The organism is Pseudomonas sp. LS_2 (genome assembly GCF_042709235.1).
Lineage (GTDB): Bacteria > Pseudomonadota > Gammaproteobacteria > Pseudomonadales > Pseudomonadaceae > Aquipseudomonas.
This window is the reverse complement of record NZ_JAVAYC010000025.1, coordinates 38362-53691: the sequence shown is the minus strand read 5'-3', so window position 1 is coordinate 53691 and position 15330 is coordinate 38362. Positions and strand designations below refer to the sequence as shown.

At 65.1% G+C, this 15330-nt stretch carries 9 protein-coding genes; 1 reads left to right on the top strand and 8 read right to left on the bottom strand.

Annotated elements, in window-relative coordinates:
- Window positions 1–146 precede the first annotated feature (146 nt).
- The 8 genes from RAC97_RS19680 to RAC97_RS19645 form a co-directional block, all read right to left on the bottom strand.
- Entirely contained in the window at window positions 147–1646 is a 1500-nt protein-coding gene (locus RAC97_RS19680; RefSeq protein WP_375101291.1) for an efflux transporter outer membrane subunit, read from the bottom strand.
- Entirely contained in the window at window positions 1643–4753 is a 3111-nt protein-coding gene (locus RAC97_RS19675) for an efflux RND transporter permease subunit (protein WP_375101290.1), read from the bottom strand. Before RAC97_RS19675 ends, RAC97_RS19680 begins: the two co-directional genes overlap by 4 nt.
- Complete coding sequence (locus RAC97_RS19670; protein WP_375101289.1) at window positions 4750–7848, bottom strand: MdtB/MuxB family multidrug efflux RND transporter permease subunit; 3099 nt, start codon at window positions 7846–7848, stop codon at window positions 4750–4752. The genes RAC97_RS19675 and RAC97_RS19670 overlap by 4 nt, the downstream gene beginning before the upstream one ends.
- Window positions 7845–9134, bottom strand: coding sequence for an MdtA/MuxA family multidrug efflux RND transporter periplasmic adaptor subunit (locus RAC97_RS19665; protein WP_375101288.1), 1290 nt, complete (start codon window positions 9132–9134; stop codon window positions 7845–7847). Before RAC97_RS19665 ends, RAC97_RS19670 begins: the two co-directional genes overlap by 4 nt.
- A 200-nt stretch (window positions 9135–9334) precedes the next feature.
- Complete coding sequence (tpx, locus tag RAC97_RS19660) at window positions 9335–9835, bottom strand: thiol peroxidase (protein ID WP_375101287.1); 501 nt, start codon at window positions 9833–9835, stop codon at window positions 9335–9337.
- 130 nt (window positions 9836–9965) lie between these two features.
- Window positions 9966–11249: a serine/threonine transporter gene (locus RAC97_RS19655; protein ID WP_375101286.1), complete on the bottom strand. Its 1284-nt coding sequence runs from the start codon at window positions 11247–11249 to the stop codon at window positions 9966–9968.
- A gap of 261 nt (window positions 11250–11510) precedes the next feature.
- The gene (locus RAC97_RS19650) at window positions 11511–12710 is read right to left on the bottom strand and encodes an aromatic amino acid transaminase (RefSeq protein ID WP_375101285.1); all 1200 of its coding nucleotides are present in this window, start codon (window positions 12708–12710) and stop codon (window positions 11511–11513) included.
- A gap of 128 nt (window positions 12711–12838) precedes the next feature.
- Window positions 12839–13864, bottom strand: a complete 1026-nt coding sequence (locus RAC97_RS19645) for an Ldh family oxidoreductase (protein WP_375101284.1) — start codon at window positions 13862–13864, stop codon at window positions 12839–12841.
- Window positions 13865–14265: 401 nt separating this feature from the next.
- Between RAC97_RS19645 and RAC97_RS19640 the strand changes: the two genes are divergently transcribed.
- On the top strand, window positions 14266–15078 hold the full coding sequence (locus tag RAC97_RS19640; protein WP_375101283.1) for a gamma-glutamyl-gamma-aminobutyrate hydrolase family protein: 813 nt from the start codon (window positions 14266–14268) through the stop codon (window positions 15076–15078).
- The last annotated feature ends 252 nt before the right edge of the window (window positions 15079–15330 follow it).

Below are 15330 nucleotides of genomic sequence, written 5' to 3'. Positions count from 1 at the left end.
TCGGCGCGGGCGCCAGCCCCTCGGCCAGTACGCCGCCATCACTCATCCGCCGAGGCCCGAACGCTTCCACCCGTTAAAGCGGGCGAGGATAGCGCTTTGCCTCGCTGACTGCCTACAGCCTGCACGGCGCCTGCCGCCCGCTCAGTTCACTCCTCGCGCCGAGCCTGCTCGGCAAACGCCTGCTGCGCCTCCCATCCGCCGCCGAGCGCGGCGATCAGTTGCACGCTGGCCACCAGCCGCCCTTGCAACAGGTTCAGCACGCTGCGCTCGTTGCTCAGCGCAGTGGTCTGCACGTTCACCACGTCCAGGTAGCCGATCAGCCCGGCGCGATACTGGTTCTCGGTCAGGCGCAACGACTCGCGCGCGGCATCCAGTGCCTCCTGGCGCACCACCGCCTCGTCACCATACACTTTCAGTTGCACCAAGTAGTTCTCCACCTCGCGGAAGCCGTCGAGCACCGCCTGGCGGTACTGGGCCACGGTCTGGTCGTACACCGCCACGGTACGGTCGACTTCGGCGCTGCGTCTGCCGGCATCGAACAGCGTCAGGGCCAATTGCGGCCCCACCGACCAGTAGCGGTTGGGCAGCTCGACCCAGTTGTTGAACGAGCTGCTGGAATAACCACCACTCATGCTCAGCGACAGGTCCGGGAAGTACGCAGCCCGCGCCACGCCGATGTTGGCGTTGGCCGACATCACGTTGCGCTCGGCCGCGGCAATGTCCGGGCGACGCTCGAGCAGTTGCGAAGGCAGCGACACCGGGATGTTCGGCAGCGCAGGAATGCTGTCGCTGGCAGCCAGGGAGAAGTCGGCCGGGGCCTTGCCCATCAGCACGGCGATGGCGTTTTCGTACTGGGCTCGCTGCCAGGCGAGGTCGATCAGGTCGGCCTGGGTACTCTTGAGCTGAGTGCGTGCCTGGGCCACCGCATCGGGGCCTGCAACACCTGCACGGTACTGGTTTTCGTTCATCCGCAACGAGCGCTCGTAAGCTGCCACGGTGGCTTCGAGCAGGCGCTTCTGCTCATCGATGACCCGCAGTTGCAGGTAGTTCTGCACCAGCTCCGACTGCTGGCTCAAACGGATTGCGGCCATGTCGGCGAAGCTGGCCTCGGCACTGGCTTCGTTGGCGTTGAGGGTTTCGCGCAGCTTGCCCCACAGGTCGATTTCCCAGCTCACGCCCAATTGGGCGTTGTAGGTGTTGCGAATACCGCTGCTGTTGTTCGACAGGCTCGAGCTGGAACTACCGGTGCCCTGGGCCGAGCGGTTCTTGCTGGTGGTAAGGTCCAGGCTTGGGAACAGCGAGGCCCGGCTGCTGCGGATCAGCGCCTGGGCCTGGCGGTACTGCGCCTCGTACTGGGCGACTGTCTGGTTGCTGCGGTTGAGCTCCTCCACCAGCGCATTCAACCCGGCGTCGCCATAGATTTCCCACCAGGCGCCACGGGCGATGGCGTCCGACGGGTTGGCCTGGGTCCAGCCCTCGGCCTGCTTGAACTGCGCCGCAGTGCGGACCTCGGGGCGCTGGTAGTCCGGGCTCAGGGTGCAGGCGCTGAGCATCGCCGCGCACAAGCTGGCGGTGAGCAGGCGTGAGCCGCGGCCACCGGTCATCAATTGCAGGGCACGGTGAAGTGGGGTCTGGGCAAAGTTCATAGCGGGGTATCCAGTGCGGCGTCGGTGCGCACGCCGCGCCAACGGTTGAAACGGTGGCGCAGGCGGTCCAGGTACAGGTAGACCACGGGCGTGGTGTAAAGGGTGAGTATCTGGCTGAACACCAGCCCGCCGATCACCGTAAGGCCCAGCGGCTGGCGCATCTCGGCGCCCTCGGCGCGGCTGAGCAGCAGCGGCAACGCGCCAAGGATGGCTGCCAGCGTAGTCATCAGGATCGGCCGCAAGCGCAGCAGGCAGGCACGGCGGATGGATTCCTCGGGGGTCAGGCCGTCGTTGCGTTCCAGTTGCAAGGCCAGGTCGATCATCAGGATGGCGTTCTTCTTCACAACGCCAATCAACAGGAACAGCCCCAGCAGCGAGATCAGGCTGAATTCGCCGCCTGTGGCGTACAGCGCCAGCAAGGCACCGACCCCGGCCGACGGCAGGGTCGAAAGGATGGTCAAGGGGTGGATGTAGCTCTCGTACAGGATGCCCAACACCAGGTACACCAGCACCAGGGAGCCGAGGATCATCAGCGGCTGGCCCTCCTGGGTCTTGGCGAAGGCATTGGCGGTGCCGCCCAGGCGCGCGATCACCGACTCTGGCAGGCCAAGCTTGGCCACCGCACGCTCCAGGGCCGCCAGGGCCTGATCGGGGCTATAGCCCTCGGCGATGTCGAAGGCGATGTTCTCGGCGGCGAACTGGCCTTCATGGCTGACCCGGTCATTGGCCAGGCTGTTCTCGTAACGGGCGAAGCTGGACAGCGGCACCCGCGCGCCATCGGCGGTGATCACCTGCACCTGCTCGAGGGTGCTGGGGTCCCAGGCGTATTTCTGGTTGACCTCCAGCACCACCTGGTACTGGTTGAGGGTGTCGTAGATGGTGGAGATCTGCCGTTGGCTGTAGGCGTTGTTGAGCACCGAAGTGACCATCGCCATATCGATACCCAGGCGCTTGGCCTGATCGCGGTCGACCACCAGGGTCACCTGCTGGGTACCGGCGCCGTCGCGGGCGTCGATGGCGGTGAGTTCAGGCAGGGTGCGCATCACCGCCGTGACCTTCGGGAACCACTCGCGCAGGGCCAGCAGATCGCCGCTCTGCAGGGTGTATTGGTATTGCGAGCTGCTCTGGTCGCGGCCGGCGTTGCCGATCTGCAGGTCCTGGTCGGCCATCAGGAACAGCCGCCCGCCTGGCACCTTGGGCATTTCCTTGCGCAGGCGCTCGATCACCTCTTGCGCCGAGGCACCACGCTCGGCGATCGGCTTCAGGCGCACCAGCATGAAGGCGTTGTTGGTGCCGTTGTTACCGCCGATAAAGCCAGCCACGCTGTGGATGGCCGGATCCTTGAGCAAGGCGCGGCGGTAGATGTCCATCTTCGGTTGCATCACGGTGAACGACAGGCCGTCGTCGCCACGCACGAAACCGATCAACTGGCCGGTGTCCTGTTGCGGCAGGAAGGTCTTGGGCACTACCACGTACAAGGCGATGTTGACCACAATGGTCACCAACAGGCTCAGCAGCGTCAGGCGCCGGTGGCGCAAGGCCCAGCCCAGGCTGCGGTCGTAGCCGGCGACCATGCGCTGGTGCAGGCGATCGCTCCATTGCTGCAGGCGGGTCTGGCGCTGCGGTTGGTGGGGCTTGAGCCAGCGTGCGCAGAGCATCGGCGTGAGGGTCAGAGACACCACCAGCGACACGATGATCGCCGCCGCCAGGGTGATCGAGAACTCCTGGAACAGGCTGCGGATAATGCCGCCCATGAACAGGATCGAGACGAACACGGCCACCAGCGAGACGTTCATCGACAACAGCGTGAAGCCCACCTCACGGGCCCCGAGGAACGCCGCGCGCATCGGCGGCTGGCCATCCTCGATATGCCGCGAGATGTTCTCCAGCACCACGATGGCATCGTCCACCACCAGGCCCGTGGCGAGGATCAGCGCCATCAGCGACAGGTTGTTCAGGGAGAACCCGCACAGGTACATGACGGCGAAGGTGCCCACCAGCGACACCGGCACCGCGAGGCTCGGAATCAAGGAGGCGCGCAGGTTGCCGAGGAACAGGTAGACCACCAGGATTACCAGCACCACGGCGATCAGCAGGGTGTGCTCGGCCTCCTTGAGGGTCGCCTTGATCACCGGCGAGCGGTCCATGGCCACGTCCAGCTTGACACTGGCCGGCAGCAGCGACTGCAAAGCCGGTAGCTGCGCCTTGATTTGCTCGACGGTCTGGATGATGTTGGCGCCGGTCTGGCGGTTGATCACCAGCAGCACCGCGCTCTGCTCGTTGAAGAAGCCGCTGTTGTAGCGGTTCTCTACCCCATCGGTGACCGTTGCCACATCGCCCAGGCGAAGGATGGCGCCGTCCTGCTGGCGGATCACCAGCGGCTCGTAGTCGGCGGCGGTTTCCAGCTGGTCGTTGGCCCGCACCTGCCAATTGCGCTCGGCATCCTCGACGAAGCCCATGGGCCGGCGCTGGTTGGCGTTGGCCACGGCGGTGCGCACGTCGTCCAGGGCCAGGCCGTACTGGTTGAGCAGTTGGGGCTCCAGGGAAATCCGCACGGCAGGCAGCGAACTGCCGCCGATCTGCACCTCCCCTACCCCGGCGACCTGGGCCAGGCTCTGGGACAGGATGGTGTCGGCCAGGTCGTACAGCTGGCCCTTCTGCAACACATTGGAGGTCAGCGACAGCACCATGATCGGCGCCTGGGATGGGTCGACCTTCTTGTAGGTGGGCATGCTGCGCATGCCGCTGGGCAACAGGTTGCGGGTGGCGTTGATCGCAGCCTGAACCTCGCGTGCGGCCGCGTCGACGTTGGTGCCGGCATCGAAGCCGATGATTACCCGGGTGGAGCCCTGGTTCGAGCTGCTGGTCAGGGTGGTGACCCCGGCGATGCTGCCCATCTTGCGCTCCAGTGGCGTAGCCACGGTGGCGGCCATCACCTCGGGGCTGGCTCCAGGCAGGTTGGCCTGCACCACGATCACCGGGAAATCCAGCTTTGGCAACGGCGAAACCGGCAGCAGGCCGAAGCTGAGGCCGCCCAGCAGCATGATCGCCAGGCTCAGCAGCATGGTCGCTACCGGCCGGCGAATGAACGGCGCGGACAGGTTCATGCCTGGGCCTGCGAGGCGTCAGCCGCGGGGCGCCAGCGGCGGGCCAGGCGGTCGAAGTACAGGTAGATGACTGGCGTGGTGAACAGCGTGAGCACCTGGCTGACCAACAGCCCGCCAACCATCACCAGGCCCAGCGGTTGACGCAGCTCGGCGCCGGAGCCGGTGGCGAACATCAATGGCAAGGCACCGAACAGCGCCGCCAGGGTGGTCATCAGGATCGGCCGGAAACGCAGCAGCGCCGCCTGGTAGATCGCCTCGTGCGGGGTCATCCCCTGGTGGCGTTCGGCCTCGAGGGCGAAGTCGATCATCATGATCGCGTTTTTCTTGACGATGCCGATCAGCAGGATGATGCCGATGATGGCGATCATGCCCAGGTCGTTGCCGCTGAGCAGCAGCGCAAGTAGCGCCCCCACGGCAGCGGACGGCAGGGTCGAGAGGATGGTCACCGGGTGGATATAGCTCTCGTACAGCACGCCCAGCACGATGTACATGGTCACCACGGCGGCGAGAATGAGCAGCAAGGTGCTCGACAGCGAGGCTTGGAAGGCCTCGGCTGCACCCTGGAAGCGGGTCTGCACGCCCAGCGGCATGCCGATGTCGCGCTGGACTTGCTCGATTGCCTTGACCGCCTCACCCAACGCCACACCCTCGGCGAGGTTGAACGACATCATCACCGCCGGGAACTGGCCGATATGGGAAATCGCCAGTTGCGCCTGGCGCTGCTCGATGCGCGCCAGCGCCGACAGACGTACCTGCCCGCCATCGGTGGCCTTGACATGGATCGACTCCAGCGCCTGCGGGCCGATGCTCGCCGCCGCCTGGGACTGCAATACCACGCGGTACTGGCTGGCCTGGGTATAGATGGTGGAGATCTGCCGCTGGCCAAAGGCGTCGTACAGCGCATTGGTGATCTGCGAAACGCTGACCCCAAGGCGGCTGGCACGGTCACGGTCGATCACCAGGTAGACCTGCAGGCCCTTGTCCTGCAAGTCGCTGGCCACGTCCTTGAGTTCGGGGCGCTGTTGCAGGGCCTCGGCCAGCTTGCCGCTCCATTGGGCGAGCAGATCGGCATCGGGCGACGACAGGCTGAACTGGTACTGGGTGCGGCTGACCCGGTCCTCGATGCTCAGGTCCTGCACCGGCTGCATGAACAGGCGGATGCCCACCAGGCGGTCGAGCTGCGGTTGCAGGCGCGCGATCACTTCGCTGGCGGTGACGTCGCGCTGGCCGTGGGGCTTGAGGTTGATCAGCAGGCGGCCACTGTTGAGCGTGGCGTTGTCGCCGTCCACGCCAATGTAGGACGACAGGCTCTGCACCGCAGGGTCTTGCAGGATCACCTTGCTCAGAGCCTGCTGGCGCTCGCTCATGGCGGCGAACGAGACCGACTGGGGCGCCTCGGAAATACCCTGGATTACCCCGGTGTCCTGCACCGGGAAAAAACCCTTGGGCACGACCACATACAGGAACACGGTCAACGCCAGGCTGCCGATGGCCACCAGCAGGGTCAGCGGTTGGTGACGCAGTACCCAGGTCAGGGCACGTCCATAGTGCTCGATCAACCAGTCGATCCAGGCGCCGCTGGCGCGGTAGAAGCGGCCCTGCTCCTCAGGCTTGGGCTCACGCTTGAGCAGGCGCGCGCACATCATCGGGGTAAGGGTCAGCGACACCATCAGGGAAATCAGGATCGCCACCGCCAGGGTGATGGCGAACTCGCGGAACAGCCTGCCGACGACATCGGCCATGAACAGCAGCGGAATCAACACCGCGATCAGCGAGAGGGTCAGCGACACCAGGGTGAAGCCGATCTGCCGCGCGCCCTTGAGCGCTGCCTGCATCGGCGTCTCGCCCTCTTCGATATGCCGCGAGATGTTCTCCAGCATGACAATGGCATCGTCCACCACGAAACCGGTGGCGATGGTCAGGGCCATCAAGGTGAGGTTGTTGATCGAAAAGCCTGCCAGGTACATCACCGCGAATGTACCGATCAACGACAGCGGCACGGCGATGGACGGAATGACCGTTGCGCTGACCCGGCGCAGGAACAGGAAGGTCACCATCACCACCAGGGCGATGGCGAACAGCAGTTCGTGCTGCACGTCGCGCACGGCGGCACGAATGGTCTGGGTGCGGTCGGTGAGCACCGATACGTCGAGGCCGGCTGGCAGGTTGTCGGTGATGCTCGGCAGCATCTGCTGGATACGGTCGACCACCTCGATGACGTTGGCCCCCGGCTGGCGCTGGATGTTCAACAGCACCGCCTGGTTCTGGTTGGCCCAGGCCGCCAGGCGCTCGTTCTCGGCGCCGTCGACGATCTCGGCGACGTCCTTCAGGCGCAGTGGCGCGCCATTGTTGTAGGCGAGGATAAGGTTGGCGTACTCCTCGGGCGAGCGCAGCTGGTCGTTGGCATCGAGCATCGACACACGCGTCGGGCCGTCGAAGTTGCCCTTGGGCTGGTTGACGTTGGAGGCGCCGATCAGGGTGCGCACATCGTCCAGGTTCAGGCCGTTGGCGGCCAGGGCGTCGACGTTGACCTTGATGCGCACCGCCTGGCGCTGGCCCCCGGCGATGCTGACCATGCCCACGCCGCTGATCTGCGCGAGCTTTTGCGCAACCCGGGTGTCGACCAGGTCGTTGAGCTTGGGCAACGGCAAGGTGGCGGATGAAATCGCCAGGGTCAGTACCGGGGTATCGGCAGGGTTGACCTTGTTGTACACCGGCGGCGCCGGCAGGTCGCTGGGCAGCAGGTTGCTGGCGGCGTTGATCGCGGCCTGCACCTGCTGCTCGGCGACGTCCATGTTCATGTCCAGGCTGAAGCGCAGGGTCAGCACCGAGGCGCCGCCCGAGCTGGTCGAAGCCATCTGGGTCAGCCCTGGCATCTGCCCGAACTGGCGCTCGAGGGGTGCTGTGACCGCGCTGGTCATCACCTGCGGGCTGGCGCCGGGGTACAGGGTCATGACCCGGATGGTCGGGTAGTCGACCTGGGGCAACGCAGCGACTGGCAGCAGCTTGTAGGCGATCAGGCCGGCCAGGACGATGGCCAGCATGCTCAGCGTGGTGGCGACCGGTCGCAGGATGAACAACCGCGAGATGTTCATGCGCCCGCCTTGCCCGACTCACCGACCTTGGCCGCACCCTTGGCATCCTGGCCTTGCAGGTGCTGGCCGGGACTGGTCGGTACTTGCGAGCTGTCTTGCACCACCTCTACCGGGCTGCCTTCGCGCAGGCGGTCGGTGCCTTCGAGCACCAGCTTGTCGCCAGGCGCCAGGCCTTCGAGGATCACGCTGTTCTCACCGTCGCTGGCGCCCACCTTGAGCTTGCGGATATTGACCTTGCTTTCGGCGTTGACCACATAGGCGAAGGTGCCGTCATTGCCGTACTGAATAGCGGCGGCCGGCGCCAGGGTGACCTGCCTGAGAGTGTCGGCCAGCAGGCGCACGTTGACGAACTGATTGGGGAACAGGGCGTGGTCCTTGTTCTCGAAGAAGCCCTTGAACTTCAAGGTGCCGGTGGTGGGGTCGATCTGGTTGTCCAGGCTACCCAGCACGCCTGTGGATTGCAGCTTGGTGTCGCCACGGTCCCAGGCTTGCACCGCCAGGCTGGCGCCACTGCGGTAGCGCTCCAGGACCGTGGCAAGTTCCGTTTCGGGCAAGGTGAAGGCGACGTTGATCGGTTCGGTCTGGGTGATGATCACCAGCGCGGTGGTATCGTTGGCCGCGACCAGGTTGCCCAGGTCGAGCTGGCGCAGGCCCAGGCGACCGCTGATGGGCGCGCGGATCTGGGTGAACTCGAGGTTCAGGCGTGCATCGCTGACTGCGGCCTGGTTGGTCTTGACCAGCCCGAGGAACTGCCCCACCTGCGCCTCGGCGGTGTCGAGGGTCTGCTTGGCGATGCTGTCTTCGGCATACAGGCCCTTGTAGCGCGCCAGGTCGACCTGGGCGTTCTTCAGTTGCGCCTGGTTCTGCGCCAGGGTGCCTTCGGCCTGTTGCAGGGCGATGCGGTAGGGGCGCGGGTCGATTTCGGCGAGCAGGTCGCCGGCCTTGACCTGCTGGCCCTCCTTGAAGTGGATCTTCACCAGCTCGCCAGCCACCCGGCTGCGCACGTTGACCGTGTTGGTCGCGGTCACCGTGCCCAGGGCCTTGAAGTACAGCGGGAAGTCACCCACGCGCACGGGTTCGACACGCACCGGTACCGGCTCGGTGGAGCCGCCGAAACCCGGACGCCCCATGCCCATGGGGCCGCCACGCCCCGGCCGATTGGCCCCAGCCCCTTCCTCTTGAGCCGGCGCGGCGGGCCACAGCCACCAGGCCAGCATGGCGACCAGCAGCAGGATCAGCAGGCCGAACAGCCAGCGACGGGGGGAACGGGAGACAGAAGCTTGCATGGCTTGAACGAACCTTGTTCAGAGAGCGATGTGGGGAGGTTGCACCATAAGCACTGGTGCAGGTTTCGCAAAGTGCCTTTACCAGGGATTTACCTTGGGCTGACGTTACTAAACCGATGAACTTTAAATGAAAACGGCCTGGGAAGTATTTCCAGGCCGTTACACGGTGTATGCAGAATGTTAACGCAGGGACACGCCCCTTACTTCAGGGCAGCCAGCGCCGCCTCGTAGTTCGGCTCCTGGCCGATCTCGGCGACCAGTTCGCTGTGCAGCACCTTGTCGTTCTCGTCCAGCACCACCACTGCGCGCGCGGTCAGGCCCGCCAGCGGGCCTTCGGCGATGGCCACGCCGTACTGCTCGTGGAAGCCGGGGCTGCGGAAGGTAGACAGGTTCTTCACGTTGTTCAGGCCTTCCGCGCCGCAGAAGCGCGCCTGGGCGAACGGCAGGTCGGCGGAGACGCACAGCACCACGGTGTTGGCGACGTCATTGGCCTGGGCGTTGAACTTGCGCACGGAGGTGGCGCAGGTCGGGGTGTCGATGCTTGGGAAGATGTTCAGCACCTTGCGCTTGCCGGCGTAGTCATTGAGCGACTTGTCGGCCAGGCCCTCACCGACCAGGGTGAAAGCCGGAGCCTTGGCGCCGACCTGCGGCAGTTCGCCGTTGACCTTGATCGGGTTGCCTTTGTGAGTCACTTGAGCCATGGCGGAAGTCCTTATGCGGGTTTGGAAAAGACCCAGAGTTAAGCATGAAGGCGTGCGAGTGCCTACTGCCACTGACAACAAAAAGCCCGGATGACGCATGCCGACCCGGGCTTTTTCATACAGTGTGCCGTTAGCGCGGGATCAGTCCGTAGACTACCGAGCTCAAGGCCACCAGGCCGATCACCACCACGAAGACATTGGACAATGCGCCGCTGTACTTGCGCATCGACGGCACGCGGCGAATGGCGTACATCGGCATCAGGAACAACAGCACCGCAAGGATCGGCCCACCCAGCGACTCGATCATCCCGAGGATGCTCGGGTTCAGGGTAGCGACCACCCAGCACACCACCAGCATCAGGCCGGCGACAGTGCGGTCCATGGCCTTGGCGCCTGGGCGTAGGCCAGTCTTGGCGATGATGCCCTTGAGGCCCTCGCTGGCTCCGATGTAGTGGCCCAGGAACGACTTGGCGATGGCGATGAAGGCGATCAGGGGCGCAGCGAAGGCGATGGCCGGGTTGCTGAAGTGGTTGGCCAGGTACGACAGGATCGACAGGTTCTGCGCCTTGGCCTCGGCCAGCTGGGCGCTGGTCAGGGTGAGGACGCAACTGAACACGAAGAACAGCACCATGGCCACCATCAGCAAGTGCGCACGCCGCAGGATCTGCCCGCTGCGCTCATCGGCATGCACGCCGTAGCGGCGCTTCTGGTCGACTGCAAAGGCCGAGATGATCGGCGAGTGGTTGAACGAGAACACCATGACCGGAATCGCCAGCCATACGGTGTGCAGGAAGGCCGAACCCGACGGCAGCTGGCTGGCGGTGTCGAGGATGCCACCGTTCCAGTGCGGCACCAGGTATAGCGCCAGCAGCGCCAGGGCGACGATGAAGGGGTAGACCAGCAAGCTCATGACCTTGACGGTGGCCTGCTCGCCGCAGCGCACGATCGCCAGCAGCCCGAGGATCAGCACGAACGACAGGATCGCCCGCGGCGGCGGGGCCATGTGCAGCTGGTGCTCCATGAAGCTGGTGACGGTGTTGGTCAGCGCCACGCTATAGATAAGCAGGATGGGGAAGATGGCGAAGAAGTACAGCACGGTGATCGAGGCACCGGCCTTGATGCCGAAGTGCTCCTCGACCACCTGGGTGATATCCCCGTCGCCGCGGCCGGAGAGCACGAAGCGGGTGAGCGCGCGGTGAGCGAAGTAGGTCATGGGGAAGGCCAACAGCGCCAGCACCAGCAATGGCCAGAAACCGCCGAGGCCGGCGTTGATCGGCAAGAACAGGGTCCCGGCGCCGATGGCCGTGCCGAACAGGCCCAGCATCCAGGTGGTGTCATGACGGGACCAACTGCCGAGGGCGGCGGACTGGGTCGATTCGAAGCGTTGCTCGACGCTTTGGGCCTGCTCATTCATTCCGGGTGCAACTCCACTCGCAAGACTGCAACAGGCTGAGAGTGGCGTAATAGAAGCATCACGCCACCTCAACCGAAAAAGAGGGGCGCGATTGTGCACCGAAAGGTTGCACCAGGGAAGCACTTCCCGAGGGGTGGTTGCACCTTTTACGTGCACCTTGAAACGAGAAGCACCCTGTAGCAGCGGGCTTGCCCGCTGCTACAGGGTGCTGGTGGTGCTTCAATAGACGCCGGGCACCCGAGAGCGCCCGGCGCGACCCCGTCAGCGCGGCTGAACCGCCGCGATAGCCTCGGCCACCTGGCGCAGGTTGGCTGGACGCAGGCCGGACATGCACATACGCCCGCTGTCGATCAGGTATACGCCGAACTCGTCACGCAGGCGATGCACCTGCTCCACGCTGAGGCCGGTGTAGCTGAACATGCCGCGCTGGCGTACGAAGAACTGGAAATCCTGGCCCGGCAGCAATTGCCCGAGCAGGTCGACCAGGCCCTGGCGCATGTCGAGAATACGTTTGCGCATTACCTCCACCTCGGCCACCCACTGGGCGTTGAGCGCCGCATCGCCGAGCACGCCGGCCACCAGTTGGGCGCCGAAGGTGGGTGGGCTGGAGTAGTTGCGGCGCACCGTGGCCTTGAGCTGGCCCAGCACGCTCTGCGCGCTGTCGGCATCGTCGCTGACCACCGACAAGCCCCCGACCCGCTCGCCATACAGCGAGAAGATCTTGGAGAACGAGTTGCTGACCAGGCACGGCACCCCGGCACGGGCCATTTCACGGATGGCATAGGCGTCCTGCTCCAGGCCTTCGCCGAAGCCCTGGTAGGCGATGTCGAGGAACGGGATCAGCTCGCGTGCCTTGACGACCTCCACCACCTGTTGCCATTGACCCTGGTCCAGGTCGACGCCAGTGGGGTTGTGGCAGCACGGGTGCAGCAGCACGATGGCCTGCTTGGGCAACCCCTGCAGCGCCGCCAGCATTCCCGTGAAGTCAAGGCCGCGGCTGGCCTGGTCGAAGTACGGGTAGGTGTGCACCTTGAAGCCCGCGCCTTCGAAGATCGCGCGGTGGTTGTCCCAGCTCGGGTTGCTGACCCAGACCTCGGACTGCGGGAAGTAGCGCTTGAGGAAGTCGGCACCGACCTTCAGCGCGCCGGAGCCGCCCACGGTCTGCACGGTGGCGATGCGCTTGCCGGTCACTGCCGGGTGGTCGGCACCGAACAGCAGCGCCTGAATCGCCTGGCGGTAGCTGGCCAGGCCTTCCATCGGCAGGTACAGCGAGGCTTCGTGGGGCTGGCCTGCCAGGCGCTTCTCCACCTCGCCCACCGCCGCCAGTTGCGGCACCACGCCGGCTTCGTCGTAGTACAGACCGATACTCAGGTTGACCTTGTCGGCACGGGGGTCGGCCTTGAAGGTCTCCATCAGCGAGAGAATCGGGTCGCCGGCATAGGCATCGACATGTTTGAACACAGCGCACAGCTCCTTGGATCAGGACAGTTCGGAAAAGGCTGCCCAGAGAATACCCGCAGTGACGACGCAGGAACATCATTGAATGTGCACAGTGCGCATGCAGCGTTGCATAGCGGTACAGGCCGCGCTCAATCGAGCAGTGCCCGCAGCCCCTGAAGCTGTTGCTCGGTCAGCGCCACCCCCTCGCGCTCGGCACGCGCCCGCTCGCGAAAGCGCCGCTCGCCGGGCAGGCGCGACAAGCCCGCCGCCTGCATCTGCTCGACCAGCTCGCGACTGCGCTGGGCGAAGCGACCACCTTCTGCCTTGCTCGGGTCAATGACGATGATCAACTGACCGGTCCAGGGCGTCTTGGCGCCAGGGTGCGCGGCCCAGTCGAATTCCCAGGAGAAATGCCCGCCGGTCAGCGCCGCAGCCAGCAGCTCGACCATCATCGATAGCGCCGAGCCCTTGTGCCCACCGAAGGGCAGCAAGGCACCGCCGCCGAGGATCGCCTTGGGCTCGGTAGTCGGCTCGCCGGCGGCGTCCACGCCAACGCCTGGGGGCAGTTGCTCGCCTTCGCGCGCGGCGATCTGTACGTCGCCATGGGCCATGGCACTGGTGGCCATGTCGAAGACGATCGGGTCACTCCCTTCGCAAGGCGCGGCAAAGGCGATGGGGTTGGTGCCGAACAGCGGCTTGCGGGCGCCGTGGGGCACCACGCAGGTCATGCTGTTGACCACGCTCAACGCCACCAGGCCTTCTTCGGCGAAGGGTTCGACATCCGGCCAGAGGGCGGCGAAATGGTGGGAGTTATGAATCGCCAGCACCGCGATGCCCGCTGTACGTGCCTTCTCCACCAGCAGCGCCCGCGCGGCAGCCAGGGCCGGCTGGGCGAAACCGCCTGCGGCATCCACACGCACACAGGCCGGCGCCACATCGCTGACCCGAGGCTGGGCCTGGCCGTCAACCCAGCCACTGGCCAGGGTTGAGGCATAGCCGGGCATGCGGAACACACCGTGGCTGTGCGCCCCATCGCGCTGGGCGCTGGTGCAATTGTGGGCAAGCACCGAGGCTACCTGCTCGGCGCAGCCATGGCGCACGAAGATACGCTGCAGCAGCCCCTGCAATTCAGCGAATGGCACGCGTACGACGGGGCTGGCGGAAGGTGCGGACATCTGGAGCTCCTTTGTAGGTATTGGAGTGGCTACAGCGTTGGCAATGGCTGGCACTTTCCACTTGGGCGCGGGGAGCTGTCAAATCTGCCCATGCCCTCCCCGCCATACATTGCAGCCATGCAATGAGCCGACTGCATCGTTAAATATTATTGACCGACCTCCCTGGCAAACCCTTGCCAGCCATGGCTTGCAGCCCTGAAAAAGCCCAAGAACAGCGGATATGACGACGCGCCAGTCGTTTGACATATCGAACGGCTCTGTCAAGCTAGAAACCATGTCCCGACCGGATCGCGGCCTTCGCCGGCCCGCCGGCAGTGCTCGGGACGACAGGTTGCGTAAACAAGGCTCAAGGCCGCGCACCTGCACAACAACGACAGGTCGAACCTGTCCCAAGGTGACATATGTCCAACAGCAACATTGGCAACAAGACCCCATCCCTGCGCAAGCCCGTCGTCCTGATGACCATGGGCAGCCAAGAGCGCAAAGGCCATGACTACCAGGTCATGACCCACAAATACATCACCCCGCTGGTCGAGTTCGCAGGCTGCATCCCGGTCCTGGTGCCGACCTGCTGCGGCACCGAAGACCTCGAGGCCTACCTCGACATGGCCGATGGCATCTACCTGACCGGAGCCGGCAGCAACATCGACCCGGCCTTGTACGGCCAGGAAAACCAAACCCCCGGCAAGGGCCAGGACAAGGACCGTGACCTGTTCGACATCCCCCTGGTGCAGTTGGCCATTGCCCGTGGCCTGCCGATCTTCGGCATCTGCCGGGGCATGCAGGAAATCAACGTGGCCCTGGGCGGCGACATCTACCAGAAGGTCTATGCCGAACCCGGCTTCAACGACCACCGCGAAAACCCCGAAGACCCAGTCGCGGTACAGTACGGACCGGCTCACAACGTGACCATCAAGCCTGGCAGCTGGTTGCGCGAGACCCTCGGCAGCGACCAGATTCGCGTCAACTCGCTGCATGGCCAGGGCCTGCGCAACCTGGGCAAAGGCCTGGAGCCGATCGCCCATGCCGAAGATGGCCTGGTCGAGGCGATCCATGCACCGAGCATCTCGCCCTTCCTGTTCGCCGTGCAGTGGCACCCCGAATGGCAGGCGGCCGAAAACCCTGACTCGATCAAGATGTTCCAGGCCTTTGGCGATGCATGCCGGGCCCGCGCCGGTAAAAGCCAGGCTGGTCAGCGCCACCAGGCGGCCTGACACCTCGCTTCGTTAGCTTCGATCGCGGGGCGGTGCAAGGCCGCCCCTGCTTCCCCGGACACCCTCTGCTGGTCCCAGAACACCCCCGTGGAAGCGGGCGGCGGGCGTGTGCCTGTCTCCGCGATCATTTTTTCTGTGCAAAGACATACGATGACCTGTCGAGCTTTATGGCTCGCCGGAAGTCCTGCGCTGTCTGCTCCCACCCCTTTTCGCCGGCAAGCCCGCGCTTCCAGAACCCACGCCGTCACCAAG

Coding starts and splice junctions, on each gene's coding strand:
- RAC97_RS19680 (WP_375101291.1), bottom strand. CDS start 1,646: ATGAACTTTGCCCAGACCCCACTTCACCGTGCCCTGCAATTGATGACC.
- RAC97_RS19675 (WP_375101290.1), bottom strand. CDS start 4,753: ATGAACCTGTCCGCGCCGTTCATTCGCCGGCCGGTAGCGACCATGCTG.
- RAC97_RS19670 (WP_375101289.1), bottom strand. CDS start 7,848: ATGAACATCTCGCGGTTGTTCATCCTGCGACCGGTCGCCACCACGCTG.
- RAC97_RS19665 (WP_375101288.1), bottom strand. CDS start 9,134: ATGCAAGCTTCTGTCTCCCGTTCCCCCCGTCGCTGGCTGTTCGGCCTG.
- tpx (WP_375101287.1), bottom strand. CDS start 9,835: ATGGCTCAAGTGACTCACAAAGGCAACCCGATCAAGGTCAACGGCGAA.
- RAC97_RS19655 (WP_375101286.1), bottom strand. CDS start 11,249: ATGAATGAGCAGGCCCAAAGCGTCGAGCAACGCTTCGAATCGACCCAG.
- RAC97_RS19645 (WP_375101284.1), bottom strand. CDS start 13,864: ATGTCCGCACCTTCCGCCAGCCCCGTCGTACGCGTGCCATTCGCTGAA.
- RAC97_RS19640 (WP_375101283.1), top strand. CDS start 14,266: ATGTCCAACAGCAACATTGGCAACAAGACCCCATCCCTGCGCAAGCCC.